Annotated in this window: 22 protein-coding genes, 1 tRNA gene and 5 pseudogenes; 18 read left to right on the top strand and 10 right to left on the bottom strand. The window is 60.4% G+C overall.

Translation table 11 applies throughout. From position 1 onward, the window contains the following. Window positions 1-214 precede the first annotated feature (214 nt). The 4 genes from P1N55_RS09540 to P1N55_RS09555 all read left to right on the top strand — a co-directional run bounded on the left by P1N55_RS09540 (window position 215) and on the right by P1N55_RS09555 (window position 3,296). Window positions 215-287 (top strand) — tRNA-Pro (locus P1N55_RS09540). A 534-nt stretch (window positions 288-821) separates the two neighbouring features. Next, window positions 822-1,025 (top strand): hypothetical protein, encoded by a 204-nt coding sequence (locus P1N55_RS09545; protein WP_276275409.1) that lies wholly within the window; start codon window positions 822-824, stop codon window positions 1,023-1,025. A 280-nt stretch (window positions 1,026-1,305) separates the two neighbouring features. After that, complete coding sequence (locus tag P1N55_RS09550) at window positions 1,306-2,154, top strand: protein phosphatase 2C domain-containing protein (RefSeq protein ID WP_276275410.1); 849 nt, start codon at window positions 1,306-1,308, stop codon at window positions 2,152-2,154. Between the two features lie 5 nt (window positions 2,155-2,159). Further along, window positions 2,160-3,296: a hypothetical protein gene (locus P1N55_RS09555; protein ID WP_276275411.1), complete on the top strand. Its 1,137-nt coding sequence runs from the start codon at window positions 2,160-2,162 to the stop codon at window positions 3,294-3,296. A gap of 216 nt (window positions 3,297-3,512) precedes the next feature. On the opposite strand, the pseudogene P1N55_RS09560 reads toward P1N55_RS09555, so the two are convergent. The 3 genes and pseudogenes from P1N55_RS09560 to P1N55_RS09570 all read right to left on the bottom strand — a co-directional run. Next, window positions 3,513-3,605: pseudogene (locus P1N55_RS09560) on the bottom strand (site-specific integrase); the annotation flags it as partial. A 144-nt stretch (window positions 3,606-3,749) separates the two neighbouring features. Then, a complete protein-coding gene (locus P1N55_RS09565; RefSeq protein ID WP_276275412.1) occupies window positions 3,750-4,298 on the bottom strand; it encodes a helix-turn-helix transcriptional regulator in 549 nt (182 codons plus the stop codon). 136 nt (window positions 4,299-4,434) lie between these two features. Continuing rightward, window positions 4,435-5,076: a hypothetical protein gene (locus tag P1N55_RS09570; RefSeq protein ID WP_276275413.1), complete on the bottom strand. Its 642-nt coding sequence runs from the start codon at window positions 5,074-5,076 to the stop codon at window positions 4,435-4,437. Between the two features lie 269 nt (window positions 5,077-5,345). Between P1N55_RS09570 and P1N55_RS09575 the strand changes: the two genes are divergently transcribed. Beyond that, the gene (locus P1N55_RS09575) at window positions 5,346-6,317 is read left to right on the top strand and encodes a hypothetical protein (protein ID WP_276275414.1); all 972 of its coding nucleotides are present in this window, start codon (window positions 5,346-5,348) and stop codon (window positions 6,315-6,317) included. A gap of 310 nt (window positions 6,318-6,627) precedes the next feature. On the opposite strand, the pseudogene P1N55_RS09580 reads toward P1N55_RS09575, so the two are convergent. Then, window positions 6,628-7,331, bottom strand: a pseudogene (locus tag P1N55_RS09580) (hypothetical protein); the annotation flags it as partial. Between the two features lie 290 nt (window positions 7,332-7,621). Between P1N55_RS09580 and P1N55_RS09585 the strand changes: the two are divergent. From P1N55_RS09585 to tgtA, 8 genes and pseudogenes are all read left to right on the top strand, one after another. Next, window positions 7,622-8,214 (top strand): annotated as a pseudogene (locus tag P1N55_RS09585) (hypothetical protein). A 524-nt stretch (window positions 8,215-8,738) separates the two neighbouring features. Then, complete coding sequence (locus P1N55_RS09590) at window positions 8,739-8,882, top strand: hypothetical protein (protein ID WP_276275415.1); 144 nt, start codon at window positions 8,739-8,741, stop codon at window positions 8,880-8,882. Window positions 8,883-9,946: 1,064 nt separating this feature from the next. Beyond that, window positions 9,947-10,258 carry a hypothetical protein gene (locus tag P1N55_RS09595; RefSeq protein ID WP_276275416.1) on the top strand — a complete coding sequence of 104 codons (312 nt, stop codon included), beginning with the start codon at window positions 9,947-9,949 and terminating at the stop codon, window positions 10,256-10,258. Between the two features lie 147 nt (window positions 10,259-10,405). Further along, window positions 10,406-11,002 carry a tRNA (pseudouridine(54)-N(1))-methyltransferase TrmY gene (trmY, locus tag P1N55_RS09600; protein ID WP_276275417.1) on the top strand — a complete coding sequence of 199 codons (597 nt, stop codon included), beginning with the start codon at window positions 10,406-10,408 and terminating at the stop codon, window positions 11,000-11,002. 87 nt (window positions 11,003-11,089) lie between these two features. Next, the gene (locus P1N55_RS09605) at window positions 11,090-11,545 is read left to right on the top strand and encodes a VanZ family protein (protein WP_276275418.1); all 456 of its coding nucleotides are present in this window, start codon (window positions 11,090-11,092) and stop codon (window positions 11,543-11,545) included. A gap of 130 nt (window positions 11,546-11,675) precedes the next feature. Next, window positions 11,676-13,793, top strand: a complete 2,118-nt coding sequence (locus P1N55_RS09610; protein ID WP_276275419.1) for a hypothetical protein — start codon at window positions 11,676-11,678, stop codon at window positions 13,791-13,793. 54 nt (window positions 13,794-13,847) lie between these two features. Beyond that, the gene (locus tag P1N55_RS09615; protein ID WP_276275420.1) at window positions 13,848-14,393 is read left to right on the top strand and encodes an NUDIX hydrolase; all 546 of its coding nucleotides are present in this window, start codon (window positions 13,848-13,850) and stop codon (window positions 14,391-14,393) included. Between the two features lie 154 nt (window positions 14,394-14,547). After that, window positions 14,548-16,020, top strand: coding sequence for a tRNA guanosine(15) transglycosylase TgtA (gene tgtA, locus P1N55_RS09620; protein ID WP_276275421.1), 1,473 nt, complete (start codon window positions 14,548-14,550; stop codon window positions 16,018-16,020). 11 nt (window positions 16,021-16,031) lie between these two features. Here the strand turns inward: tgtA and P1N55_RS09625 are convergent, their stop codons facing one another. The 4 genes and pseudogenes from P1N55_RS09625 to P1N55_RS09645 all read right to left on the bottom strand — a co-directional run bounded on the left by P1N55_RS09625 (window position 16,032) and on the right by P1N55_RS09645 (window position 20,892). After that, on the bottom strand, window positions 16,032-16,754 hold the full coding sequence (locus P1N55_RS09625; RefSeq protein ID WP_276275422.1) for a cyclase family protein: 723 nt from the start codon (window positions 16,752-16,754) through the stop codon (window positions 16,032-16,034). Between the two features lie 124 nt (window positions 16,755-16,878). Further along, window positions 16,879-17,885 (bottom strand): annotated as a pseudogene (locus P1N55_RS09635) (ABC transporter permease). Between the two features lie 2 nt (window positions 17,886-17,887). Beyond that, entirely contained in the window at window positions 17,888-19,480 is a 1,593-nt protein-coding gene (locus P1N55_RS09640) for a sugar ABC transporter ATP-binding protein (protein ID WP_276275425.1), read from the bottom strand. Between the two features lie 80 nt (window positions 19,481-19,560). Next, window positions 19,561-20,892: a sugar ABC transporter substrate-binding protein gene (locus P1N55_RS09645; RefSeq protein WP_276275426.1), complete on the bottom strand. Its 1,332-nt coding sequence runs from the start codon at window positions 20,890-20,892 to the stop codon at window positions 19,561-19,563. Window positions 20,893-21,639: 747 nt separating this feature from the next. Here P1N55_RS09645 and P1N55_RS09650 point away from each other — a divergent pair. The 5 genes and pseudogenes from P1N55_RS09650 to P1N55_RS09670 all read left to right on the top strand — a co-directional run bounded on the left by P1N55_RS09650 (window position 21,640) and on the right by P1N55_RS09670 (window position 25,444). Continuing rightward, window positions 21,640-21,834 carry a DUF7557 family protein gene (locus P1N55_RS09650; protein ID WP_276275427.1) on the top strand — a complete coding sequence of 65 codons (195 nt, stop codon included), beginning with the start codon at window positions 21,640-21,642 and terminating at the stop codon, window positions 21,832-21,834. Beyond that, window positions 21,834-22,220, top strand: coding sequence for a PIN domain-containing protein (locus P1N55_RS09655; RefSeq protein ID WP_276275428.1), 387 nt, complete (start codon window positions 21,834-21,836; stop codon window positions 22,218-22,220). The genes P1N55_RS09650 and P1N55_RS09655 overlap by 1 nt, the downstream gene beginning before the upstream one ends. Before the next feature lie 673 nt (window positions 22,221-22,893). Next, a pseudogene (locus P1N55_RS09660) lies at window positions 22,894-24,197 on the top strand (acetamidase/formamidase family protein). Between the two features lie 231 nt (window positions 24,198-24,428). After that, window positions 24,429-24,707: a hypothetical protein gene (locus P1N55_RS09665; RefSeq protein WP_276275429.1), complete on the top strand. Its 279-nt coding sequence runs from the start codon at window positions 24,429-24,431 to the stop codon at window positions 24,705-24,707. 122 nt (window positions 24,708-24,829) lie between these two features. Continuing rightward, complete coding sequence (locus P1N55_RS09670; protein ID WP_276275430.1) at window positions 24,830-25,444, top strand: class I SAM-dependent methyltransferase; 615 nt, start codon at window positions 24,830-24,832, stop codon at window positions 25,442-25,444. A gap of 9 nt (window positions 25,445-25,453) precedes the next feature. On the opposite strand, the gene P1N55_RS09675 is transcribed toward P1N55_RS09670, so the two are convergent. Together P1N55_RS09675 and P1N55_RS09680 are read right to left on the bottom strand one after the other, a co-directional pair. Next, entirely contained in the window at window positions 25,454-25,825 is a 372-nt protein-coding gene (locus P1N55_RS09675; protein WP_276275431.1) for a CBS domain-containing protein, read from the bottom strand. 45 nt (window positions 25,826-25,870) lie between these two features. Further along, window positions 25,871-26,128 (bottom strand): hypothetical protein, encoded by a 258-nt coding sequence (locus P1N55_RS09680; RefSeq protein WP_276275432.1) that lies wholly within the window; start codon window positions 26,126-26,128, stop codon window positions 25,871-25,873. Window positions 26,129-26,271: the final 143 nt, after the last annotated feature.

Consider the following 26,271-nt stretch of genomic DNA (forward strand, 5'->3'; position numbering starts at 1 on the left):
TTCGTGCGCGACGAGTCTCGAAGGTGGAGACGCGACCCCCACCTCAGCCCAGAGAGCCGCTCGAAAGAGTCCGAACGTACGCGATTCGAGACGGTGTGAGAAGTGATGCACGCGTCCTGAAGAGCCAGGGGGCTGAATCGATCGGACCCGAGAACGGCCTCGCGTTTCGCAACGATTAAACCCGCAGCACTCGTCGGACTAGTTGCTATCGCACGGGCCGGTGGGGTAGCCTGGTATCCTTCGGCCTTCGGGTGGCCGTAACCGCGATTCGAATTCGCGCCGGCCCATACCATATAAACCCATTTTCCAGGGTTCTCTGACAGTTAGCCGCCGGTTTAGGGGGTTCCCGAAAGGAGTCGTTCAGTCGAATCTGAGCGGCGCATCTGTGACTACTGCGGTGAGTTCATCGGGGAACCGCTCCAGCGCTGCCCACCGCTCGACGACGGGAGGTGTCGGCCATGAGTCCGCAGTGCGACAACTGCAGCGTGCACGTCTCGGCGGAGTGCCACCGCGTTCGATCGGGCAACGACGGCATCCTCCACGGGTGCTCGTCATGCACGTCCTCGATGTTTCGCCAGTCGGTGCGCCATGGCCGACGCGAGGAGTCGCCCCCGCTGTCCGGCGGTTCGTCGCCGCCGGCCCTGGTATCGGGCATGGGTAGGGGTACAGCCCGTGAGGTGCTCCGTCCACGTCGTAAAATCGTCAGCGCTGAGAAAGACGAGGTGTACACACTGTGTGCCCCGTAGCAACGTGTAAGATCCACGCCATGGGCGCGGTGGGGAACGATACAGAAATTACAGAATCACGATGGCTCCGGAGTTGTGACGATTCCGAAGCGTGACCTCGAGCGTGACGGGCTGGTCGACGACGACGGCACGCCAGCTGGCGTGCATCTGACTGCCGAACGGTTCGACGAACGGGCCTACGTGGTCCGAATCTATGACGACGATATCCACGAACTGCACGAATGTGAGGCGATTCAGCGGGTCGCTGCCGAGCGGGTGTTGGTTGATAATTCGGAGTGAGCGCGTACAACGTCTCCACGCCTGGTCGCCTACGCTATTGAATCCCTAAGAGACTGACAGTACCGTCGTGGGAGATACAGGGGGTGCGTTCGGGAGGAATGTCTATTTCATCCCATCGATGTTCAAGCAAAACAAATACTCAGTATAGTTATAATTTGAGATCCAGAAGTGTCAGCCTGAGAACGTGCCGAAGCTGCTCACTCCCGATAGTATAAATTCAGCTCTGGCTTCCATTCAGCGTTCAAGCAAGCTATTTCAGGGGAGGTGCGAAAATTGGAATATGATGAATATCGAACAACGAACCGTCTCAGGTCCTCCTCCGAACGAAGATCATGTCTGGACTGATACCGGAGCTGCTATCGTGCTTGATGGGGCAACCGGACTCACCGACGCCACGTACACGGATGCTGAATCAGATGGACGCTGGTACGTGGAGACATTATCCAGAGAGATCCAACAACGTATTAGAGATGGCAAATCCCTGACTGAAATAGTTGAGGCGAGTATCGTGGCAGTTTCGGAACGATTTGAGGAGCTTACCGGAGCAGAGAAGCTTGAGAAACACGAGAAACCATCGGGAGCTGGAGCCATCGTTAGATGGCAGGGAGAGACCCTGGAGTATTTCATCCTTGGTGATTGCAGCGTCGTCCTTGAGACTGCGGACGGTACGATCCCAGTTCTCGGTAAAGGACCACGGGATTTGGACAACCGAGTCGTTGATCGAATCGAAGCAATCCGTGCTGAATCTACAGAGCCGGTCTCTTACAATGAGGTCCGTGAGCGTGTCGATGACATGCTGATCAAGCATCGTCGGATGATGAACGAGCAGGACGGCTATTGGACACTTGGACAAACTCCCGAAGCAGTACAGTATGCTCAAACTGACGAAATCCCAAAGGAGAAGGTTGAACAGCTAATTGCCTTCACTGATGGTTTTGAACTGCTTGTCCCCACATATGATGTCTTTGTTGACTGGGAGGGACTGGTTCAATACATCTCGCATAACGGACTTGACCGGGCAATCAAGACGCTTCGGGCATTCGAACAGGCAGACCCTGAATGCCGGGCATACCCTCGCCTCAAACCCTCCGATGATATCGGTGTTGTTCATGTGGAATTTGATGGGTAATAAGTATGTCTCTCAGTGAGGAGAATCGCGAACGAATCGATGCACTCAGTCGAGGTTCGGGAACTGGCGACCTGATTGAGTTCTTTGCTAGCCTTCCCAGAGAGACTGACCGTAACTGGGAGTTGCAGTTGACAGAATTAGTCCGGAGCGCACCGGAGCGGATTGATGATGTCGAGGAAGTAATCGATACCGAACTTTCTGAAACAGATCACTCACAGGATGAGATCAAGTTTGCAGCGCTCTTTGCCTATTTTACCTACCACCGGCATCACGAGAATTACGATATTCTCAATAATCTTCTCAGGAGACATGAGTCATTTGAACCTCATCCAATGTTTCCACACCTGCAGGCTCTCTACGAAAAACGGAGAAATACACCAGATAGCCATCAGAAAGCAATTGATTACGCCCGTGAGGCAGTCCAGAGGGTCGGCACGGCTCATCCGGGGGTAACGAACAGTCTCGCGACAGCCATACTCTATCCATTAGAAGAGGATAAGGCAGAACTGCTGGATGACCGTCGGACCGATCTGCTCGATGAGGCAGAGCGGAACATCCAACGTGCGATAGACCAGTCAAACTATCCGAAATTTAAGGCTACATACGGTCGTATCCTGGCAATGCGGGGCCAGTACGATGATGGTATCAATAAAATTCGAGAGGCGATTAATGACGAGGATGTCTCACAGGATAAATACGCACTTCGAATCGGTGAGTATCGGAAACACGAGTTCCGGGTCTTCCTTGAAAAGTACGCAGAAGAACTCCGAGATGAACAAAAAGAGATCAGAGAGACACAGACCGAGCTTGACGATGAGCTTGACCAAGCTATTGAACGGCTGGAATCTGTAAGGGACGATTCCGAATCGAGGCTCCGCGATCTCCAGGCGCAGACGCTTCAGTTCCTCGGATTCTTTGCTACTCTTCTTGCGGTCATTATTAGCTCAATTCAGATCGCGACGAGTTTTACCGTCACAGGAGCGGCTGGACTAATTCTGGTTTTAATAGGGGGATTATTAATCGCGTTCGGTGGGTTCAGCATCATTCTCCCGGTTGACGAGGGGAATGCGGATTCAAAGACGATTGTCTCTATTGGTGCCGTACTAACAGTTTTGAGCCTGTTGTACGTTTTCTTGATCTAGGCGGCGCCATCGAACTCTGCTCCGTAGAGAGTATCTGTGTTGACAGTCAGTAAGTGAATTTGCGCCATTGAGCGATTCGCTATGCTATCGTTTCGGAAAACATCCGTGACCGATTCACGCGCTGTATTCAGCACGACCTCAACAAACTGTCTGGGAACGAGGAGTTCAACAATGCCCGTTTCCGATTTTCGTCGATAGCACGAAGAACCAGATGCGCTACAGCCCGACTTCGGCGAACGCGTCGTCGATAACGTCCTCGGTCGGCGCGTTGAGGTGCGGTTCGATGGCGGCGAAGCTATCCCACCCGCCGAAGCTGCCTCGTGCCAGTCCACGTACGTCTGCCTTTCGAGGGTACCGGCGTTGTGGAAGACGCTTGTTGGAAGCAGCCTAAATGAATGAGGCGATGGTGTGGACCGTCCATGATCCAATAAAACGTGACCGGCGGCAGACGGCCTACGTGAGCAATACCGTGTTCCCCATTCCACGCCGCTTGCGCTCAACGAAGTCTTTGGCCTCCAGGCTGTCGAGCGTACGGCTGACGGTCGCTTTCGAAAGGTCCGTCCGGTCAACGATCTCACTCTGTGGCAGGACGCCGTCAGCGTCAAGGACTGTTTTGTACACCAGTTCCTCATTGCTCGCAAGCTGTTCTGAAATGGTCTCCCACTCCTGCCGACGGGCCTGCAGTAGCTCGTTGCTGGTTTGGGTGGACTGCTGCGTAGATGGGCCCGGGCGCTCGGTGTCTGCCGTGGTCGTCGACGTCGAATCAGTATTGTTGAAGAGCGCTGTCACGCTCGTTCCGGCGGCACACGCTGCAACAGCGATGACGATCACATTAGAGAGCCCGAACTGCCACCCGAGAGTCCCAGCTCGCATTCGCTCGTCTCCGACCACGACAACGGGCGGTGTCGCGATCAGGAACTGTGCGACGAGAATCGCTGTGGATATGACGAGAACTCCCGTAGCCAGTAGCTCAGAGCGCGAGAGTGGGCGTATCTGTGTCATTGGTGTTCTCCGAACCGGATGGGAAACGACCAGCGCCTCGTACACTTCGAGGTAGCGGTGTGGCCGACAGCGACCGAAAGCGGATGCCATGTGGAGTCATGGCCATCGATCTTGCAGCGGAGCGAACAGTCCCTGTTCATTGGCCACCCCAGTTGAGTCGAACGAGCGATTCAATGGTCTCAGTACGGAGATCGACCACGGCACTGTACTGTGCTCCGGACTCGTTCGGTGTCACAACGACGAGTATGCGGTCATCGCTCCACTGCGATTCACGTCGCTCGAAGACGATGGAGTCATCATGTTGTTGGACAGTGAATGCGGATGCATTGGGGGCGATCTCAGTCCGCAACGATGCGTTCGGTGTGGCCCCGATGACTGCAGCACGGTCGCTTGAGAGCCGTGCCGGAATCCGACGAACAGTGTACACTGCGCTCTCGGGTGTTGGAATGTCGCCGTCGACGGTCTCAGCAGCCGTGATAACTTGCTGTACCTGCATACGTGTTCGTATATCCACTGCTGGCGGTTCACGACCGTTCGTTCGGACGACGTGATGACCGTCGACGTGGTTGATCTCGATTCGGGAGACCGTCCGAATGTCTTCGACCAGTACGTGCTGTTGCCCGCCGCCGGTCGTGGCGACGAGGGCACCGTCCTTAATGTTGAACTCGTGGGTTTCGTTAGGGACGATGCCAGTGACACTGCCAAAGACCGCGAGACTACTGCCCAGGACGATCAGCGAGAGGACCAGTGCCAGTCTGGAGGGGGGGACTGGGGACATGGTTCCTTTTCGAAACATCGGCAGTATGAATCTGATGGTTTCAGGGCGTGAAACACCTGTGAAACGCGTTTCAGTCGTGTTTCATCGCCGTTTCCAATGGTGATTTACAAGGACTTTCTTCCAAACTATGAGCACAGCAGTCGGCGACGACAGACCGAATCGACTACGGGACCGGTTCCACGGTGTCCGTAGCCGCCCTGTCGGTCCCCGCCCGGCTGTTGTCAGAGTGCCAATGATACGACGTAATCGACGCGACTGGAGTGAGAGAAATGCAACGTGACTACAGACTCGCGATATACGCCCTCGGCATCTCGACTGTATTGCTCGTCGCCAGTGGCGCCGCTGTTATCGCAGGGGCCAGTCTGTCTCCCGGACCGACAGACGACCCCGGCAACGAGACGAACGCCACCAAGCTGGACGCGGACCATCAGCAGCAATTCAACGAAACGCCGACGCAGACTGGCGACAGCAGATACACCTTACGGCCAGCCCAGCGCACGTGTAGTGGTGCCCTCCGCCTCAACAGTCCAGACCGCAACAGTACCAGCCACCAGGTCGGAGACGTGACCGTCACACTGGTCTCACACCATGATAGTGCGCCGATTGACGAGATCGGACGGCAGCGGTTAGCCGAACTCGTCGTCGAAGCAACGAGCAACCGTGCAGGTCTAAATGAGTACAGCCATCTCGAGGTACGGGTAAATCAGTACTACGAGTCCACGGCACGTGACGAACCGCTGGACATCGCTGGCATCCACGTTCGTCCCACTGACGATTGTCTTCCGTCGGTTCGAGGAACAGTCAACCTCACCAACGAGACGGTTGATGTGCGGACTGTCCGTCCGGACATCGACGAGGTGAGTCTGAACTACACCGACAAGATTGGCGTACTGGATCAGGCCGATCGAGAACTGATCGAGCGCCTCGTCGTGGCCGACAAACAGACGAGCTACAACGTTCGGGCACATTTGGATGCCACGGCGCTGGAGGCGACTGTCACGGAGGCAACCGCCGATGGTCACGTCGATATCAAACTCCAGCGCTCCGACGGGAACGCGAGTTCGGTCATGCTGACTGTCGATCTCGACGCGGAGACTGTCGTCCACTCGTGGGTCAAGATACAGATTGATGAGTCGAACACTGAGATAGTCGAAGTCCAGAATACGTCCGAACAGGCTGAGAGCGTCAGTATCGGCCTCGACGGATCAAACGCCACGGTGGTGAACGGCACAGGTGGGTGAGCGCGGCCATCGGTCAGAACAGGACTACGTCTCCGCACCTGTGCTCTTGCTCACTGCCAGGAACGCGAGGTAGCATATCAGGATACAATTTCCGTGGTAGCACCTGTTCGTCGACACGGTATCGACCCAAGTTCCAAACCGCAATCGAACGCTTCGACCCGCTTCTCCTGTTTTTCGAGCGGTCGTTGTCGATCTGCTTTTGGTCGACCGTGACACGCGGATCGTTGGCGATGCGAAATGGAAGACCGGGAAAGTGGATAACGACGATGTGTATCAACTGACGTCGTATATGCTGGCGCAGGCACAGTCTGTTCTGACCCTCCTCAGCTGGCGTTTGTCCATCGAGCGCTTGGTTCGGTCGTTCGTGGTTGTAGTGCTGTCTGAAGCGTCGTGCTCACCGTTTTGCGCTGGATTGACAGCCCCAACAGACGGAGTGAGAGCGGTCGATTCGCATGGTCACAGTCTGGCACCATTTTTCGGTGTGGTTCCGGATTCGATAGTAGAGCCGACCGGTTAAATCGTGGCGAGCGATGGCAGTCAGATACCCTTCAGCATCGACGAGAAAGTCTGTCTCGGAGACATCGTGCTTCTCGGTGAGCCGATGCAGGAACGCCGTCTTCAGAAATCTACGATTTCTGATGGGCTGCACGAGAACTGCGTTCTCGTGAACGCCGCGGGATCAGTTCTGGGGGGCTGAACACGTCGACTTCGAGCAGTAATTTTGACTCTGTGTCGACCGCCGCGTACAGCCACTTTTTCTCGCCGTCAATCTCTATTAATGTCTCGTCGACCGCGACGGCTCCGCAGTCGGCGGATTTCTCTGGGCCTCAGACAGTGTATGCACCCAGTTCCAGACCGCACCGTAAGAGCGATCGACACCGTCTCCCTGATCGACAGCCCCGCCGCGTGGAGACGCACCCCAGACCACCGAACGGGTGTCGGCGTGCGCTCGTTCTTCCAAACATCTTGGCTATCCTCATCTAGCGTCTCTCTGAGGAGATCTGCGAGTTGTATAGGCACGTCTCGCTACGGCCCCCCGCTTCTCAAACTCGCTCAACTAGACAGTGCCTGGCCGCGAGATCTGTACCAGTTCCGATCACGTTCCATCGGGCGCGCTGAATACACAGCGCGAATCGGTCACGGATCAGTAGACATCTGGTGGTCGGTGAGAACCACGATATGAAGCGCACCCTCGCTCCAGAGAGTTTCCGGAGTAGTGCATTCAGTTCTCCATACCGGTCTATTGCACACATTGAAACTGTTGTCCCTCATTTAAGTACGTCACCAGCAAAACACCTCGGATGATGGGAGAACCGCAACAATACGCGATCACTGCGCTTGAGCTCTCTGGCAGTCGGTATACCGTCGAACAGACGGGTACGGACAAGAACTTCCAACCGGAGTATGAAGCCAGGGACATCACTGGTGACACGATCTTCCGCTGCACTCACCAGATGTACGAGGGGAACGATACCTTCCCCTTCCTCGACACTGACGGAACGGAGTTATTTACTGTCGAAGCCAGCGGGAAGTGGGATATCGCCGGCGACTATCTGCTCACAGATAGCCAAACTGGGGAAGAGCTCGTTGTTTGGACAACGACTTTTCGCTCTTCCAAGACACCTGGCGAATCCGCGACGCTGAGGACGAGTCGGTTCTCGCCGAGATCAGCTCACGTGGCGCACTCTTCACTATGGGTCGAAAAATCCTGCCAGTGGGCCAGTGGATCGGACATACATTCGAGATAACTGATGCAGAAGGCACTGCTGTTGGAACCATCGAGAGCGGTTTCGCCGTGTTTGATCAGTACGAGATCACGATTAGCGATAGCAGTTCGGTGCCGATCGACCCGATCGTGGCAGGAACAGTCGTCATCGATGCAATTCAGGGAAACTGACCAAGATCAACAGAGCCTCGGACGTTCGACGTACTCCCCCAACTTTCCTCGGTTCTGTCACATGCCCAGTGAATCGAGATCAGTTTGAGTACTGCATTCACCCTCCTGTACCTCGCACGCCGTTCTTGACAGGTATCGAGTGATGCAACGAGCAGACCGGGACGTGGCTCATCTCTGTGGACCGAATCGCCACTTCTTGGACAAGTCGTTACGCTCGGTTTCAGACCGAGAGTAGGGGAGTAGCCACTCGGTTTATGTGTCTATATATCACGGTGGTCAGCAGCAGTTCACCGAACAAAGCCGTCGTGATCAGGAGGACGACAGCGAATGCAGGGCGGCGGAGTGATCGCTCGGTGCTGAAGCAGGGACATATCGAACGTCTCTCTTTGCGACCATTATGTATGGGGGCCGACACTCTGTCTCGACAGGAATACGAGCAGCAGAGTATCTACGCCGAGAATTGAAACCGTTGGCAGTGCCAGATTCGAGCGAGGCCTCCTCCCGCTGACGTCGTCAGCGTCTTGGTGGCGCTCGAGTTCGCTGTCATGTCCGCAGTGGTGCTGCTTCTGGCGTCGTTTGAAGTCGCAGCACCACTGATGCCGCTGTTACTCGTCTTCGTGGTTGCGCTTCTGCGCTACGGTCGTAAGTCATTCAGTGGTCTGTACTGACCGGATTGTGGCTCGTCTATGAAGTCGTTACTGCGGATTCGCTTCGTGTCAGTGGTAGCTGAGCGAATATACTACGTAGTAGGTGTGCGTCTCAAATATTTAGCTGCACACTGGCCAGCTGTTCGGCCAAGCGTAGTCAAGCCGACAAGTAGACCCGCACACAAGCATATTACTGCGAGGTTGGATCCAACTGGGTTGTAGAGGAACCATCCCGTTACGATATTCAACAGAATCAAGATGAACGGGTAAAGTGTTTGGAGCGGACTCATTGATCTTGGACGGATGTAGTTGCGGCGTGATTAAATAATCACCTAAGACACAAAATCAATTTGTAGCGTTTTGCAGGCAGTATTCTGAGTCCTTCGCTACACTGCTCGTTTCACTGAAAGTACGCACCTTCAAGACTGCAGACGGACTGATTCGTTCGCGGAGACGCGAGATTCGAGTGATAGAGCGGCCCGGTATCGGCACGGTTTCGCGTTTTTGGGAAAATATAATGGTGCATCTCAAATGGGAGTCCGTCAGAAACGAGCCAGACCGAAAGGTACCTGCTATTTTCGCCCACGAGCGCCCCAGCCCCTTCACAGGGTGGGTCGACGGCCCTGAGATGGCAGTGGAGCGAAACTCACGGTCGACTACTGTACAGTCGGGTGAGCGAACGAGTGCTAGCCGTCATCTTTCTTGACTCACCAGACTACGACGCGCAGGTCGTCGGCAAGAAGGCTGGCAGCTGCGAGCGCTGGAGTGTTCGGTGTGGCGGAGGTCGACGTATGAGTGGAGTGGGAAGACGGCCGCCGGCCATAGATGGAGATTATGGAAGTGAATTGCAGCTCGTGGGTGGCCGATGGCCCACTCGAGACTCTGCTGTCGTCGTACAAAAGCGACGGACCGGTTAGACCTGACGCCCCGTTTCGACCACTTCCCGGCCGGTCTCCCGCCAAGCACAGCCCATCCAGACAGACTCGAGGCGCACGAAGCCACCGTCCGAGCTCGGTTCGAATTCGGCGGTCCGTTTCGGACCGCGGAGTGACTCGCGCGCGAGCGTCCACGGGCGACCCGCCGATGTGCTCGCCCACGTCCCAGCCGCGCTCTCGAGCGACGTGTGTGCAGTACTGCCCGGGCGTGCCGAGGGGCGTGTCGGCGAGCGCGAGCGTCTCGTGGTCGCCGTCGCGACCGACAACCGCGAACGTGCGCTCGTAGCCGTCCCAGTAGATCGCGACGTCGCCGAACGCATCAACGCGACCCGCAAGACCACCGAAGAACACTACGCCAAGGCATCGCCCGGGGAGCGACGGCGCCGCCAACGCGAGCGCATGGAAGATCGCCGTCGCCAGCTCGTCACTCAACTCGAGTTCACCCCCACAGATGACCAGTAACACCCAACCCAGAATTCCGACGAATTGCCACCCACAGCACCCCCAAAACAGCGAACAGTCCGAATCGCGCCGGCCCAGTTTCCGACTCACAGCGCCCTCAGCGACGCCTGTCGACGCACGTAAGTACGCGACCCTGTTGCAGCGAGTATGCGCCAGTTCGTCGTCGTCGGTCACGACGCCCCGACCACCCCCGACTTCTCGCTCGACGACCTCGCCGGAGCGGCCGGCCGTCTGGACGTCCTCTGTCGCTGTGTCAACAGCGCGTTCTTCCTGAGCCACGACATCCGGAAAGACGTCCGTGCCCACCTCGTCCTGGGCGACGAGTACACCGTCACCTTCGACGGGCGCGACCTCCGGCGACTCAACCCCGACGAGCGCTCGACGGCCGCCCTCGTCCGGAAGGCCGTAGAAGAGCGCGAGGAGGCCATCGGCCACATCCCGGTCGAGACGTCGCCCGGCGTCTCGCTCACCCGCCGTGGGTTTAGAGGGACCATCGAGGACGTCGCCGCCCGCGGGACGGTCGTCCAGCTCCACGAAGACGGCGACCCAGTCGTCGACGTCGACCCACCGACGGACCCGGTATTCGTCCTCTCTGACCACCACGACTTCGCGTCGAGCGAGGCCGACCTGCTCGCAGACCACGCCGACGAACGCGTCTCGCTGGGCCCGCGAGCGCTCCACGCCGACCACGCCATCACGGTCGCCCACAACTACCTCGATACCGACGGGTTCACCTCCTACTGAGAGTGAGAGCAACCGAGTTCAGGAGTCGTGAGCTCGAGCCACAGACTATACATACCCGTTCTGTAAACTACCGGCCATCCACCGAGCATGACGATTCGAGTACCACTGTTACCGCGCTGGCTCCGCTGGAGTTTCGTCGTCGGTATCGCGGGGTTCATCTTCTACACGTCGATTCTCGCCGCCCCGCCAAGTACGGCGATCGATACGCTTCGGTTCGAACTCATTCCGCTCGACAAGTGGCGTCACTTCCTGGCGTACGGCGTGTTAGCCGGAGCGATCCTGTATGCCATCGTAGATTGGCAGTTGCCGATAGTACGGGACGCGTCACTCGTCATCGGTCTCGCGTTCCTCTACGGTGTCGGCATCGAGTTCGGCCAGTCGCTGATTCCGAACCGGTACTTCTCGCTGGGGGACGCCTATGCCAATTTTCTGGGGACGATCCTCGTCACGCCCTGGTATCTCGTCCGGCGACACGTCGAGTTCGTCGAGGTCCGAACATGGGTGGCAGCGTTCGGATTCACGACAGAGACACAGCAGAAGTAGCCACAGTCGGCGTCTCCTGCCAGAAGAACTTTGCCGCGCCAATCGTTGGGGCCCGTATGGTCGGTCCCCGCAGCAACGCAGACAGCGCAGTCGAGAGCCAGCCTCCCGATCGCTGGCCGGTCACAGACCGATGACGGGCCGCGAGTCACTGACCCGGCGGACGGTCCTCGGGGCACTCGCCAGCGCCGGTGCGACCTCGGTCGCGGGGTGTAGCGCACTCCAGGGCGAGAGCGACAGCGAGGCGACGGAGGTGGAGGACGACCAGGCCCGTGAGCTCGCCGCGCAGTTCGCCCCCAGACTGTACTTCGACGAACACGAACCGTGGTTCCCGACGGACCCGCGCCCGTACACCAGCGAGCAGGACGGCGAGAGCGTCGTCACCGGGTTCGACGCCTTCGACGGCTACCACGAGCAGTTCACGGGCGAGCAGCCGCCGAACCCGACGGTCTTCTACAACGTCGTCCAGTACGAGGAGTCGCCGCTCGCGGCGGTCCAGTTCTGGATGTACGCCGCGTTCGACCAGTTCACCACGAACTTCCACTGGCACGACTGGGAGGTGTTGCACGTCTTCATCGACACCGACTCCGGGGCGCCACAGCTCTACGTCGCCAGCTCACACTCCCGGAACGTGCCGAACAACGAGTTCCTGGACCCCGACCCCGAGAGCGTCCCGCGCATCCTCTCGGAACTGGGCTCGCACTCGAGTGCGCTCTCGCTGAACGACATTCCCGACCGATTCCAGCGGTTGCCGACGGGGGATTCCTTCGCCGACATCACGAACCGCCCCATCGAGACGCTCGAGGACATCGCGTCGATTCCGCTGGCCTACGGCCTCCCGCGGGACGAGGGACGGGTGCTGCCGTACGTGATGCCCGAACTGGACGGCGCACCTATCTACGAGGACGACCGCCTGCCGTCGGTCGAGCAGTCGGACCTCGTCAGTCAGGATCTGACGATTCGATCGTTCGACGCGCTCTCCTCGCCCCCGACGACGCTGCCGGAGCGCGCGACGGGGCTGGTGTTCGACCACGAAGAGCGGGAGGGCGACGCCGAGGTGGGGTACTCGCTGGTGCCGACCAGCGAGATCGAACACATCACCGACTTCACGGGGCCGCAGTTGAGCTTCGAGTTCGCAGTCCCGCAGTTCGCCGAGGACGCCATCGCCGGGCACATCACGACCACGGGCGCACCCTGGGGCCAGCCCCGCTATTCGAACCCCGCGGCGGATATCTCAGAGCCGGCCCACCGGGCGGCGCTGGCCGAGCGCTACGACGCCATCGGCGCGCCGTCGTCGGTCAACACGGTTGTCGCGAACGTCACCGAAGCGGTCGTCACCGATGACGCGCCCGACGGCGAGGGACTGACCACCCAGTCCTCGCACGTCGAGGCGCTCGTCTTGCTCGAGAGCGAGCCCGAAGCCGCGCCGACGTTCGGTGGCGTCGCTGCGCTGCAGGGCATTCCGGTCGGCGAGCACCGGCTCACGGTCAACGGCGCGGGACAGGCGCCACACAGCGAGACGATCGCCGTCGAAGACGGGGGCGGCAACGCGGCGCGCCCGGTGACGGCCGCGGGCGTCGAGGGCGAGATCCCGCTCGTCGCCCGCGAGTCGGCGACGAAACTCGAAGTCGACAGCGAGGGCGCCGACAGCGACCTCACCGACCTCGCCGTCGAGGACGACTTCGCCGGCCGGCTGTACGACGCACCGCTCGCTGGCCCGGACGCCGTCTACGTCCACCGCGGCGGCGCGTACACGACGGAGGTCCGGGACAGCGACGACGAGATCGGGGCGTTCCGGGTGAATCCCGACCCCGAATCCGACGATGGCGTCCGCATCGACGAGCCGAACACCGGCAAGGCGTCGCTGGCGCGGTTCCTGGCCGACATCAGCGACGAGACCCGGGCCGGGATCGCCGCAGTGGCCGACAGCGACGGCGACGACGATAGCGGGTCCTCCGGCGGGGAGCAGGGACAGACCGGCGGCGGGCGGTCGAACGCCGTCCGGGGCCTCGCGCAGGCGCTCGGTGCCGTCGCCGAGGCAGCCCGACGCGCGGCCGAGCGTGCCGAGAACGGCGATCGCGGCCGGGCCGACGAGAGTCTCGGGACGGTCGTCGACCGCCTCCAGCGCGTCGCGGAACGGCTGTCGGAAGCCCGCGGGGACCTCCCGAACGGGCTGGGGAACGCGACGGAGCGACGGCTCGAACAGGCGAATCGCCGCTCCGAGCAGGCTCGCAGTGCCGATAAACTCTGACCCGGGGTCGCCGGAATCGCCACGGGTAAGTCCGCGAGGGCCGCAGGGTCGCCCATGACCGACTACCTCGCGTGGGAGACGCTCGACGCCGAGACGGCCTACACCTGTCCGGGGTTCGACGTCGTCCACGAGGCTGTACGCCTGCCCGACGGGACCGAGACGGACTTCGACTTCTTCCGCGAGGGCGACAGCGTGGTCGTCCTCCCGTTCACGCCCGACGGCGACGTCGTCGTAATCGAGGAGTGGCGCCAGGCGGTCAAACGAGTCAACTACGGCCTCCCGGCCGGCAGCGTGGAGTCTCACGACGACGAACCGGCGGCAGCCGTCGGCCGCGAGCTCGCCGAGGAGACCGGCTACGAAGCGGGGTCGGTCGAATACCTCTACAGTGCCGAACCGGCCAACGGCTTCGCGGACTCGGAGTTCCACTACTTCGTCGCCCGCGACTGCGAGCCGACCGCCCAGCAAGACCTGGACTTCAACGAGTCCATCCGCGTCGAGACGACGGAGTTCGACTCGCTCGTCGAGGGCGTCCGGGACGGTAAATTGCGCGACGGGCGCTCTGCGGTCGGGATCCTCTACTACGCGCTGTTCGAGCGGTGAGTGGTCTGTGTGGATTGTCGGTTCTCGTTCAGAGAACCCCGTGAGCAGCCGTCCGGGAGGAGGCGACATCGGCGAGATTCTGTACGGCTGAATGTCGGTCTGACCGCTAGCCCGGAACACAACCCTTAGGCGCGCGCCCCGCCCACGACGGACAATGACGAACTTCGAGGTCCGCCAGTACGACGCCGCGGGCCGGTTAGGGAAACTCGAGGTCCCACGCGCCGGCGTCACCGTGGAGACGCCGACCATCCTCCCGGTCGTGAACCCGCACGTCCAGACCATCGACCCGGCGGCACTGGCGTCCGAGTTCGGGGCCGAGATACTCATCACGAACAGCTACATCCTGCACAAGTCCGACGAACTCCGCGAGCCCGCCCTGGAACAGGGGCTGCACGACCTGCTGGATTTCTCGGGGGCCATCATGACCGATTCGGGGTCGTTCCAGCTCGCCGAGTACGGCGAAATCACCGTCACGACCGAGGAGATCCTGGCGTTCCAGCGCGACATCGGGAGCGACATCGGGACGCCCGTCGACATCCCGACGCCGCCGGACGTCGACCGCCAACAGGCCGAGGCGGAGCTGTCGACCACCCAGGACCGGCTGGAGCGGGCCGCGACCGTCGACACCGACGAGATGCTCGTCAGCGCGCCCGTCCAGGGCTCGACGTATCCGGACCTCCGGGAGGCGGCCGGCCGCCACGCCGTGGAGACCGGGCTCGACGTCTTCCCCCTGGGCGCGGTCGTCCCGCTGATGAACGAGTACCGCTACGCCGACCTCGCGGACGTGGTGGCGGCGTGCAAGCGCGGCCTCGGCGAGGTGGGGCCGGTCCACCTGTTCGGCGCGGGTCACCCGATGATGTTCGCGATGGCCGCCGCGCTGGGCTGTGACCTCTTTGATTCCGCCGCGTACGCGCTCTACGCTCGCGACGACCGCTACCTGACGGTCCGCGGGACCCAGCAACTCGACGACCTCGAGTACTTCCCGTGTCACTGCCCGGTCTGTACCGACTACACGCCGGCCGAACTCGACTCGCTCGACGAGGACGCCCGCGAGGACCTGCTCGCGCGACACAACCTCCACGTCACATACGGCGAGATTCGCACGGTGAAGCAGGCCATCCGGAGCGGGAATCTCATGGAGCTAGTCGACTCGCGGGCCCGCGGGCATCCGTCGATGGTCGACGGCTACCGCACCCTGCTGGACCACGCCGAGCAGCTCGAGCGGTCGGACCCCGCCTCGAAGCACGCGATGTTCTACACCTCACACGAGAGCGCCCGTCGGCCCGAGGTACTACGGCACCACGAACGCCTCGATCGGTTCGAACTCGACGGCGACGAGGTCCTGCTGACCGAGGGCGGGTCGAACGACCGCTACGACGAGACGTGGGGCGTCCTGCCGCCCTTCGGCCCGTATCCTCGGGAACTCTCCGAGACCTATCCGCTGAACGCCGAGACGCCCGAGCGAGCAGACGGGGCCGCGTGTGAGATGGCCGCCGACGGCGTCGCGCGACTGGTCGACAGGCATCCCGACGTCTCCTTTACGCTGGTCCACGACGACTGGCCGGAGACGGCGCTCGAACGGGTGCCCGAGAACGTCCGCGTCCGGGACCTGCACGAGCGGGAGTGAGCAGTGGCCACTCAGTCGACGAGGGCGACAGCTCGGATGGGCGATCCTGACCCCTCCTCGATCTTGAGGGGGAACGTAAACAGGAGGGATTCCGGCGGCAATTTCTCGAGGTTAGTGAGGTTCTCGACGATGTACGTCTCGTTACCGAGTAATTCGTAATGTGCGGGGAACTCCTCGGCTCCAGCGGCGTCGATGGCGGCTGTGTCGCAGCCGACGAGCGCCACATCGCTGTCCGTGAGGTAGCCGGCAGCGTCTGCAGAGAGTCCCGGCCACTCTGTGAGGAATTCGTTCGCATCGTCGTCTGCAGACCAATACCGATCCCAGCCGAACTGGAAGAGGACTCGATCGCCCGGCTCGATGGGTACGTGCTCCGCTTCCCACGCTTCGATTCGCTCGCGGGAGACCGTCTCGCCGGGACCCACGTCAGTCACGTCGATGGTCACAGCCCGCCCGACGAGGCGAGCTATCGGGACCGACGCGATGTCGTAATGCGCCGCTCCGTCGGGGATGAAGTGAAGGGGTGCATCGATGTGCGTCCCAGTGTGTTCCCCCATCGAGATCCGGTAGTGACACGCTGGATCCCCCCGGTTGTAGGACTGGTAGAGCGTATGGCCATACCGAGCGTGGCTCGGGACCGACGGGATGCCTTCCTCGAGGGAGTGGGTCAGATCGACCCAGTCCGCGTCGGCGAACAGCTGGACCGCCTCCAAGACAGTGGATTCGCTGTCACTCATGCGTGACTCCTCGTCTCCGGGTCGTTCGTCCGTGCTCATGACACATATCGAGAACGTACACTGTGGTTGCTAGTATACCGTCGGCCAATTAAATCTAAGGAAGGCACGAGTCGTTCGTCCCCGGTCACTTGACGATGTCAATCTTGTCTCGATCCATCGACATCGCGACAGCGAAGATGACGACGAATCCGAGGATGATCTCTTGGACGAACGACTGGATACTCAGCAGGTTCATCCCGTTGGTCAGCACACCGATAACGAGGACACCGAGGATGGTTCGGTGGGGCCCGCCCACGCCACCGGTCAGTGCGGTGCCACCCATCACGATGGCTGCGATGCTTTGGAGGAGGAGCCCCTCCCCCATGCCCGGCGTCGCCGAGGAGATCCGTGCAGTCAAGAGAACGCCGGCCAGCCCACAGAGGGTCCCGGAGACCACGAACGCACCGATCTTGTACCGATCGACGTTGACCCCGAGAAGTCCGCGACCCGCTCGTTTTCCCCCAGTGCGTACGTGTAGCGCCCGAAGGTGGTCTTCCATGCGAGGAGCGAAACGAGTATGTAGAAGATGATACCCCAGACGACGAGGTTCGGGACCTGTGGAATCGTGTTTCCGATCGCGATCTGTCTGATCCCGGGTGAGTTGAAGGGGATCGAGTACCCGCCAGTCATCAGGAGGGCCGTGCCGCTGAAGACGGACAACGAACCGAGGGTCACGAGGAACGAGGGTATCTTTGCTTTCGCGAACACCACGCCGTTCAGCAGGCCGACACCCGTCCCCGCAAGTACCCCGAGGAGGAGTGCGAGTAACCCGAGATTGAAGTCGTTGATCAGCATCGCCGTAATGACGCCGCTCAGCGAGACGATAGACGCCACGGACAGATCGATACTCTGTTGCAGGATGGGAAAGGTTCCGGCAAGCGCCACGAACAACAGGATGATGCTGTTCATCATCACGTTCCCGACCAGGTTCTCGTAGGTCAGAAACACGTTCGAGGTGGCGGTGAAGATACCCATCAGTATCAACAGCATCAAGAACGGTCCCAGATCCACGAGGATGTCCGTAACCGAGCGGTTGTTCCGATACTCACTGAGCCAATCGAATACGAGGTTTCCACGTGTTTCTCCTGACATTGTTAGATCATTTTCTTGATTATTTCTGATTCGGATGGTTTGTCGCCGCGTGGTGCATCGACTACGTCGACGAGTTCGCCCTCGTGCATCACGCCGATCCGGTTACTCATCCCGATCAGCTCGGGGAGCTCGTCGGCGATGAATATCATCGCGACGCCGTCCTTGGAGAGCTGCCTGAGGATCTGGTAGACCTCCTCCTTCGCACCGACGTCGATACCGCGCGTCACGTTGTCCAGTACGAGGACAGACACCTCCCGTTGGAGGTTCTTCCCGAGAACGACTTTCTGCTGATTCCCACCGCTAAGCTGGATGAGTGGGGACTCGATGCCGGGCGTCTTGACGTTCAATCGGTCGACGACCTCCTCGGCCATCTCGTCTTCCTTGTCGAAGTCGATGAGCCAGGGCACCGACCCGAGCCCCGGGAGGTTGTCCGCGATGAGGTCGGTTCCGAGACTCGGGAGCGAGACGTTCACGCGCAAGGGCTGGTAGAGGAGTGTCCCCTCGGATTGGCGTTCCTTGGGGACGTACCCGATCCCCTCTTCGACCATCCTGTGGACCGAACCCGGTTCGACCGATTCACCGCCGATGGAGATCTCGCCTTCGTCCGGCGTGTCGACCCCGCTCAAAACACGGCCGAGGGCGCTCTTCCCGCTCCCCATGACGCCACAGATGCCGAATATCTCACCGGCACGGATGTCGAACGAGACCGAATCGAAGTGGTCCTCCTTGCTCAGGTCCGACACCGAGAAGCAGATGTCGTTGTCCTCGACGCTGCGCTGGTCTGAGACCTGATAGTACTCTTCCGAGACTTCTCTGCCGACCATACTCTGCTGGAGTTTGTCCTCAGTGGCATCCTCCCGGGGAAGATGGTTGACGACTTCGCCATCGCGGAGCACGTAGATACGGTCGCTGATCTCCAGAACCTCGTCGAGTTCGTGTGAAACGAAGACGAACGAGGCCTGATCGCGCAGGTCGTCGATACGGTCGAATAGAAGGTCGCGTCCATCTTCTTCAAGCCCGGCAGTCGGCTCGTCGAGCAGTATGATCGGGTGATCGGTGTGGACCGTCTCGGTGAACGCTTTCGCGATGCTCAGCATCTGCCGGTCGCTGAACGAATAAGACGCGACACGCTTCTCGAGGTCGAGATCGATCCCGAGCGTGTCGAGGACGTTCTCACCCTCACGTTTGAGCGTGTCTACGTCCAGGACACCTGCCGTGGAGTAGTCCGGAAACTGCTCTAAGAACAAGTTCTCGTATCCCGAGAGATTGGGAATGACGTTGTGTTCCTGGTGGACGATGGCGATGCCGTGGTGCGAGGCCTCCCGTGGGTTCGTGATCGTTACTTCGTTGCCATCGACGAAGATACGTCCCCGGTCCTGTTGGTAGATGCCACTGAGGATATTCAAGAGAGTGCTCTTTCCCGCACCGTTTTCGCCGACGAGTCCGACGACTTCGCCGGTCCGGAGTTCGAAGTTGACGTCGTCGAGTGCGACGACGTTCGTAAACTCCTTGCGGACGTTCTCGACCCTGAATCGGACCGTCGAATCGGAATTGTCCACGGCCTCATCTTCCGTAGAATCGGTCTCTACGCTCATCGTGAGGCCCGTCGTAATTTACGTTCGGTTGTCGATAATGTGGTGTGCATACTAATTTGGAAACGGATAAATGACGGCAGTTAGAGGTACGGGTTCATGCCGTTCTCGTTGCGCGTCCTGTAGTCTTCCTCGACCTGATCGAACAGCTGCGTGTCGTCGTACGCGTCCGGGATATCGAGGTTGTTCGGCTTGTTGTCCTCGGTCCATTTGAGCTGCTCCCATTCCGACTTTCGAATCGGCACGAGTTCGTGTTGGGGGTCCCAGTCGTCCCCGCTCTCGTGGACCGACATCTTCTTCCAATCGTAGGGCGAGTGGCCGTCGCTGTACGCCACGTCCATGTACCGGTCCGGCGTGGCGAACCTCGTCTCGAGGTCACTGAACTTCGACTGATCGAGCTCCGGGTTAAGGACTGTGAGGGTCCGAACCCACAGCATCCGCTCCGGCGTCTTGGGCCGCCACCCGTGGAGCCAGTCCCACGCCTTGGCGACAGCCCAACCGCCCTGCCAGAACGGCGGCGCGGCTTGCTCTTGCACCTGGTACGGTTCGCCGGAGTCAGGACCGTTGTTGTTGAGATACTCGATGTTCGAGAGCGCGCCGTCGAATCCGGTGAACGGAATCGCCATGTCGTTCTCCGAGAGGATCGACGCCGCACCGAGACCGAGGGTGCCGTTGTTACAGTAGACGCCGTCGATGTCGTCGCCATAGTTCGAGACGAACGCCGACATGACCTGGCGTCCCTTCTTCCGTGTCCACCCACCGGAGTACTGGTGGGCCAGAACGTTGATGTCGGGATAGTCCTCGGCCGCCTGCTTGAACCCTTCATAGCGGTACGATCCGATGTGGCCCTTGGGACCGAGGATCACGACGACGTTCCCCGACCCGCCCATCTCTTCGAAGAGGACCTTCGCGGGAATTGCGCCCGCGTGGTAGGTTTCGGGGATCTGGTACTGGACGAACTCCGGCCCGACAGACTCCGGAACCAGCCACTTCCCCATCGACCAGTATTCGAAGAAGGGAACCCCCTGGGCCACGGCGGTTTCGGCGAGCGATTTCACACCCGAGTCGCTCGGAGCAGTTGCCGCCACCATATCGGCACCACTGGTGATCGCTCCTTCGATCTGGGAGATCTGCTTGCTCAGTTGACCGCCGTGGTCCTGTGCGCTTGCGGTCATCCCGAAGTCGTTCGCTGCCTCCTTCATGCCGTTTCGGAAGGCCTTCCAGAGGTCGATCTTCAGGCTGTCCGGGGACATGAACGCCTTGTCGATCTCGCGGTCGTAGCCACTCTGTTCGGTTGTGTCGTCACCGCCGCCATCAGAGCCACCACCGCCATCGGAACCGCCGCCACCGGAACCGCCGGAGCCACCGGAACCGCCATCGCTGCCTCCGCCACATCCTGCCAAAGAGCCCATCATCGACACGCCAACGACTCCCCCTATCTTTCAGATATGTGCGCCGTTTTCTTTTTCTGCCAAACGAGGTGGTATCATCCGACATGCGATTGAGAATCATAAAACGTGAGTAAAAAGGTTTCCGGTATTTCTCATATTCAAACATTATTGTACTGAATGCCCCAATACCTCAGATAATATTACTCTCAGACAATTTTGAGGATGTTTGTTAACCCCACACGAACACTATTGTGCAATATTTAATTACGCGTGAAAGAGGAGGCAGCGGATTTTGTGGTTTCTATACCAAAACAACTGTCTGAGCGGCAGTGGGGAAGAGATCGATTTAGGGTTGTGTAGTGTGAGTGGACTTCTAGGCCGGTGATGACACCGGCAATTCATTCGAACGTTGGGGGGCTGTCGCTGTCGAAAGTGCTGAAATACTCGATCGCTGTTGGGTTGATCGATGTACTCGACATCCGATACGAGCGATAATCTGTCACCGGCATAGAACCGAAAGACGACCTACAGCCCGGATCTGTGTGCGCCCCGTCTCTGTTGAAATCACTAGAGGGTTAGAAGGCCGACCAGTAGAGTGGCCGAAGGCAGAACTTGCCGAAGTCATGCAGTGAGCCACAAGATGACTGTTCCTGTTTTGAACGCTCGGATGAAATAGTCGACCTGCGAGCCACCGGTGCGGCGTGACTCTACTCCACTGTTTGCTCAGTACAGTGCAAACACTGATAGGTGAGAAATTCACTAGGAATTCATATGAGCCGAACGTCCATTCCGATAGACTCCGACACGAAAAACAGGCTTGACGAAGTAAAGCGAGAGGACGAGACATGGGATGAGTTCTTACTTCGGATCGTTGCATCAACTGGTGATGGAATGTCTCCGGGGACACTATCTGATGAAGAAGCCGAAGAAGCAATGGAAATTGTACGAGAAGGCCGCGAACGGTAATGTTTCTCGACACCTCTGCGATTATCGCCTACCAGCAAGGGGACGAGCGCGTTGTCAAGTATCTCGATGACGGGCGACTATGGTATACCTCCACAATCTGCGCCTTCGAGTACATCAACGGCCGCCTTGGAAGTGGTGAGACTGACGTACTAGCCGTCAGACAAGAGTTTTCGGATGTACAGACGCTTGACCTGAACGAACCCATTGCAGTCGAGGCTGCACGCCTCCAAGACGAAATTATGACCGACGGAGACCGGCTGGCAACTGCCGATATGCTCATCGCGGCCACAGCCCGCTCGACCGGTGACGAACTCGTCGTCGCGGATAGCGACTTCGAGACCGATCTTCTTCAGACCGTGATGGAGGTCACAAACCTCCACAAATGAACAGTACGCAGGTCTACTGACCGACTGATTCAGCACAGAGCGCCCCGAACAAAGGAGATCGATGAGCCGAATTCATGTGCCCTATCAAGCACACGATGTCAGTCAAGTATCAACGGATTCGACAGAGCCCGAACATGGTTTTCGTGGATGCGAAGCCATGGGCAGCGTGAGGGTTCTGCACTCACGTTTCCAGTAGGGAAACCGAGGTCCCGATACCCGGCCACGGAGCGAGTGGAACTGAAAATCGACGTCGGTCAGCAATTTCGCCAGCAGGTAGTCATCCGTCTTCCTGTGTATCCCAGAGGCTGAGACTCCAGGTTGGTATCGTCGAGATGGGCGTCGATTCAGTCTATCGCCCCGGTGAGGCGTTCACGTGGTGACTGAGTTCAGCGTCGACTGGCAGCACCCAGTAGCGAAGTTCGGTGGCGTGTTCCCGGTCACCGACGAGAACCACTCCGTGTTCGAGTTGTCATTGTTGTCCAGTCACTCGCATCCGTCTCGCCAAAGCACCTGCTGGCTGTCTGGATCATCTTCGACAATCCGGCCTCTGTACCGTCGTCCCCTTCGCGATCGGAGTGCGCATCTCCACGACCGCCCCCAGACCGCGATACTGAAATCGCAGTAGCCTGTCCTGACCAGATTTATTTGGATTGAATGACAAGACCAGCATGGTATGTCACAACAAGTCACGAAAGAACTCGAGGTCGACGAGTACACGCTGGGCCTGGTCGGGCCTGAGCAGGAGTGGGCCGGCACGGTGGCCGACGGCGGGACCGTCAAGACACACACGCCCCCGGCCTGCTGGGGCCCGATGATCACACCGGACTTCCGCGGCGGTCACGAGGTCACGAAGCCGATCCGTGTCGACGGGGCGGCGGTGGGCGACGCCATCGCCATCCACATCAACAGCATCGAGGTGACGAGCGTCGCGACCAGTACCGGGTCGATGAGAGAGCGGGAGGGAGCCTTCGGCAGCGACCCGTTCGTCGACCACAAGTGCCCCGAGTGTGGCGAACCCTGGCCCGAGAGCGTCGTCGAGGGCACCGGCGAGGACGCCATCCGATGCGCCGAGTGTGGCGCCAACGCCTCTGCCTTCGGCTTCGAGTACGGCATCACGGCGGTCTTCGACCACGAGAACGAGGTCGGCCTCACCGTCGACAAAGAAGCCGCCCACGAACTCGCCGAGAACGCCCGGGAGAACATGGCCCTGCCCGAGAACTGCCGACAACACCCCATCCTGCTGTACGAGCCCTCCGAGATGCCGGGGACGCTCGGCCATCTCCGCCCGTTCATCGGCAACATCGGGACGACGCCGCCCATCGAGTGCCCGACTCGCACAACGCCGGCGACTTCGGGCAGTTCCTCATCGGTGCCGACCACGAGTGGGGGTTAGAAGACGAAACTGCCCTCGCCCAGCGCACCGACGGCCACATGGACATCAACGCCGTCCGCGAGGGCGCGATACTCGTCTGTCCAGTCAAGGTCGACGGCGGGGGCATCTACGTCGGCGACATGCACGCCAACCAGGGCGACGGAGAGCTGGCGCTGCACACCACCGACGTCAGCGGCCGCGCGGAGTTCGACGTCGAGGTCATCGAGGGCCTCGACATCGACGGCCCAATCCTCCTCCCGAACCGTGAGGACCTCCCGCACATCGCCGAGCCCTACACCGACGACGATATCGCGGCCGGCGAGGCCCTGGGCGAGCAGTACGGGGTCGACGTCGAGACCGACATGGGGCCCATCCAGATCGTCGGCTCCGGCGCGACGGTCAACGACGCCACCGACAACGCCTTCGACCGGGCCGGGACGCTGCTGGACATGTCCGAGGGCGAGGTCCGCACCCGCTGTACCTTCACCGGCGGCGTCGAGATCGGACGCCTCCCTGGCGTCGTCCAGCTGAACATGCTCGCGCCGATGGACCGCCTCGAGGAACGCGGCCTGGCCCACCTGGTCCGCGAGCAGTACGACCTGTGAACGGGGCTGCCACGGGACGGTATCCTGCCCCTCCGCTGACGTCCCCGCCGCGCGCGACGCGTCTGTCGGACCAGTTCTATCGGCGTCGACCATCCAGCGGACGGGAGGCGAACAATCCGAGTCGGCCACGGGTAATCCGGCTTGCGTCGGGCTAAATCGGCTCGAAACCCGGCTGAAACCGGCTTCACTGTCACCCCCTGTTTTTCCCTGTCTCGCCACGACCCGAGTGCAATGTTGGAAGCAGACCTGCCTGCGATGGCACAGTTCGCACACGACACGGCCCGGCTGGCCATGCAGGCCGGTCCGCCCGCCGACCTGCCCGCCCAGGTACCGGACTTCGTCGGGAACATCCTCGGCGAAATCGGCTCGTCCGCGGGCGAGGCGAAAGACGGAATCGGTGAGGCCATCAGCGGCATGACGCCCGGCGGTGCGGAAGCGACGACCGGTGCCGAGACGGCGACCAACGAGACCGGTCACCCCGAGCACGCGGCGAATGCGCCCGAGAAGTAAGCCCTCCTACTGCCGCCCCCACGTCACTGACCCCGGCCCTCCACACACCGAGTGACGCCAGCTTTTTCCGCGGCGACACGCGAGCCAGCACCGACTTGTGTCGCGCCGTCGTACTGCGTTCCATGAAGAAGTCCCTCGAGGAACACGCAGAGCGCTTCTCCGAACACGCCGCCGACTACGACGAGAGCCAAGACGCACCCGAGTACCGCGCCTGTGCCGACCTCGTCGTGGCACACGCCGACCCCCGGGCCGACGACGTGGTGCTGGACCTCGGCACGGGGACGGGCGCTATCGCACTCGCCGTCGCCGACGCCGCTAGCGAGGTCGTCGGGCGTGACATCAGCGAGAGGATGCTCGAGAGAGCGCGCGAGAAAGCCGCCGACGCGGGCGTCGAGAACGTCGCCTTCGGCGAGGGGCGCTTTCGCGACCCGCAGGTGCCCGACAGCATCAACGTCGACGTCGTCACCTCGAACTTCGCGATGCATCACCTGAGCGACGCCGAGAAGCGCGAGGCCATCGACGTGATCGCCGGCCTGGGGCCCCGGAAGATCGTGCTCGGGGACGTGATGTTCTTCGGCCACCCGGACCCCGACGAGCCGTTCTACAGCCCCGAGGTCGACGATCCGGCGACCGTCGGCGTGCTCGCAGACGCCTTCACCGACGCCGGCTACGCCCTGACAGCCGTCGAGATGGTCGCCGAGCAAGTGGGCGTGCTGGTCGCAGAGAAGCCGGACTGACCGTCGGACTCAGTGCAGCTGCTTCGTGATGTCCGACGAGGAGACCATCCCGATGTAGTCATCGTCGACGACCGGGAGGTGGTTGATACCGAAGTTGGTCATCATCGCCGCCGTCTCGCCCAGCGGGAGGTCCGGCGGGACCGTCTCGACGTGTTCGGTCATCAGGTCCGAGACCAGCAGGTCGTCGGTGTCCATCCCCTCGGCGACGGCGTCTAAGACGTCCGTGCTCGTGATGATCGACGGCGGCGCGGTCGTCACGAGCAGCGCGCTGATGTCCATGTCCCGCATCACGGCCGCCGCCTCGACGACTTTCGCGTCAGGCGAGATCGTCTCCAGCGGCGTGGTCATGATGTCTTCTACCAGAGTACGTTCGTTACCCATGTGAGCAGTAGTCTCGTGCCGGGGATATTGCTTTCCACACCACCGTCACCGCGACTCCGCCGGTTCGAGCCGGCTCCCGTCCCGTGGGCAGTAGTCGTGGTCCTCGACGGTCGACCGGAACCCACAGCGGGGACACTCGCGAACCGGCGGTGTCTCCTCCCGTCCCATCCCCCTGAACAGGAACGGGACGAACGGCACGAGCAGGAAGACCAGCAGGGTGTCGAAGTACCACCACAGCGCCACCGTGACTGCGAGACTGACCCCGAGGCCGACGAGTGCCGTCAGCGTCCGTGACCCGGCCATGGGTTCGCTTTCGGCTGCGACGGCGAAAAGTCCAGGCATTGTGGCGAGTAAATACGTGGGTGTGGCTGATTCCGGACGTCCGCCTCCAGGAAGCACTGTTGGGGGCGAGCGAAACATCTACCACAATCTGCATACAATGTATT

The organism is Haloarcula regularis (genome assembly GCF_029338315.1).
Lineage (GTDB): Archaea > Halobacteriota > Halobacteria > Halobacteriales > Haloarculaceae > Haloarcula > Haloarcula regularis.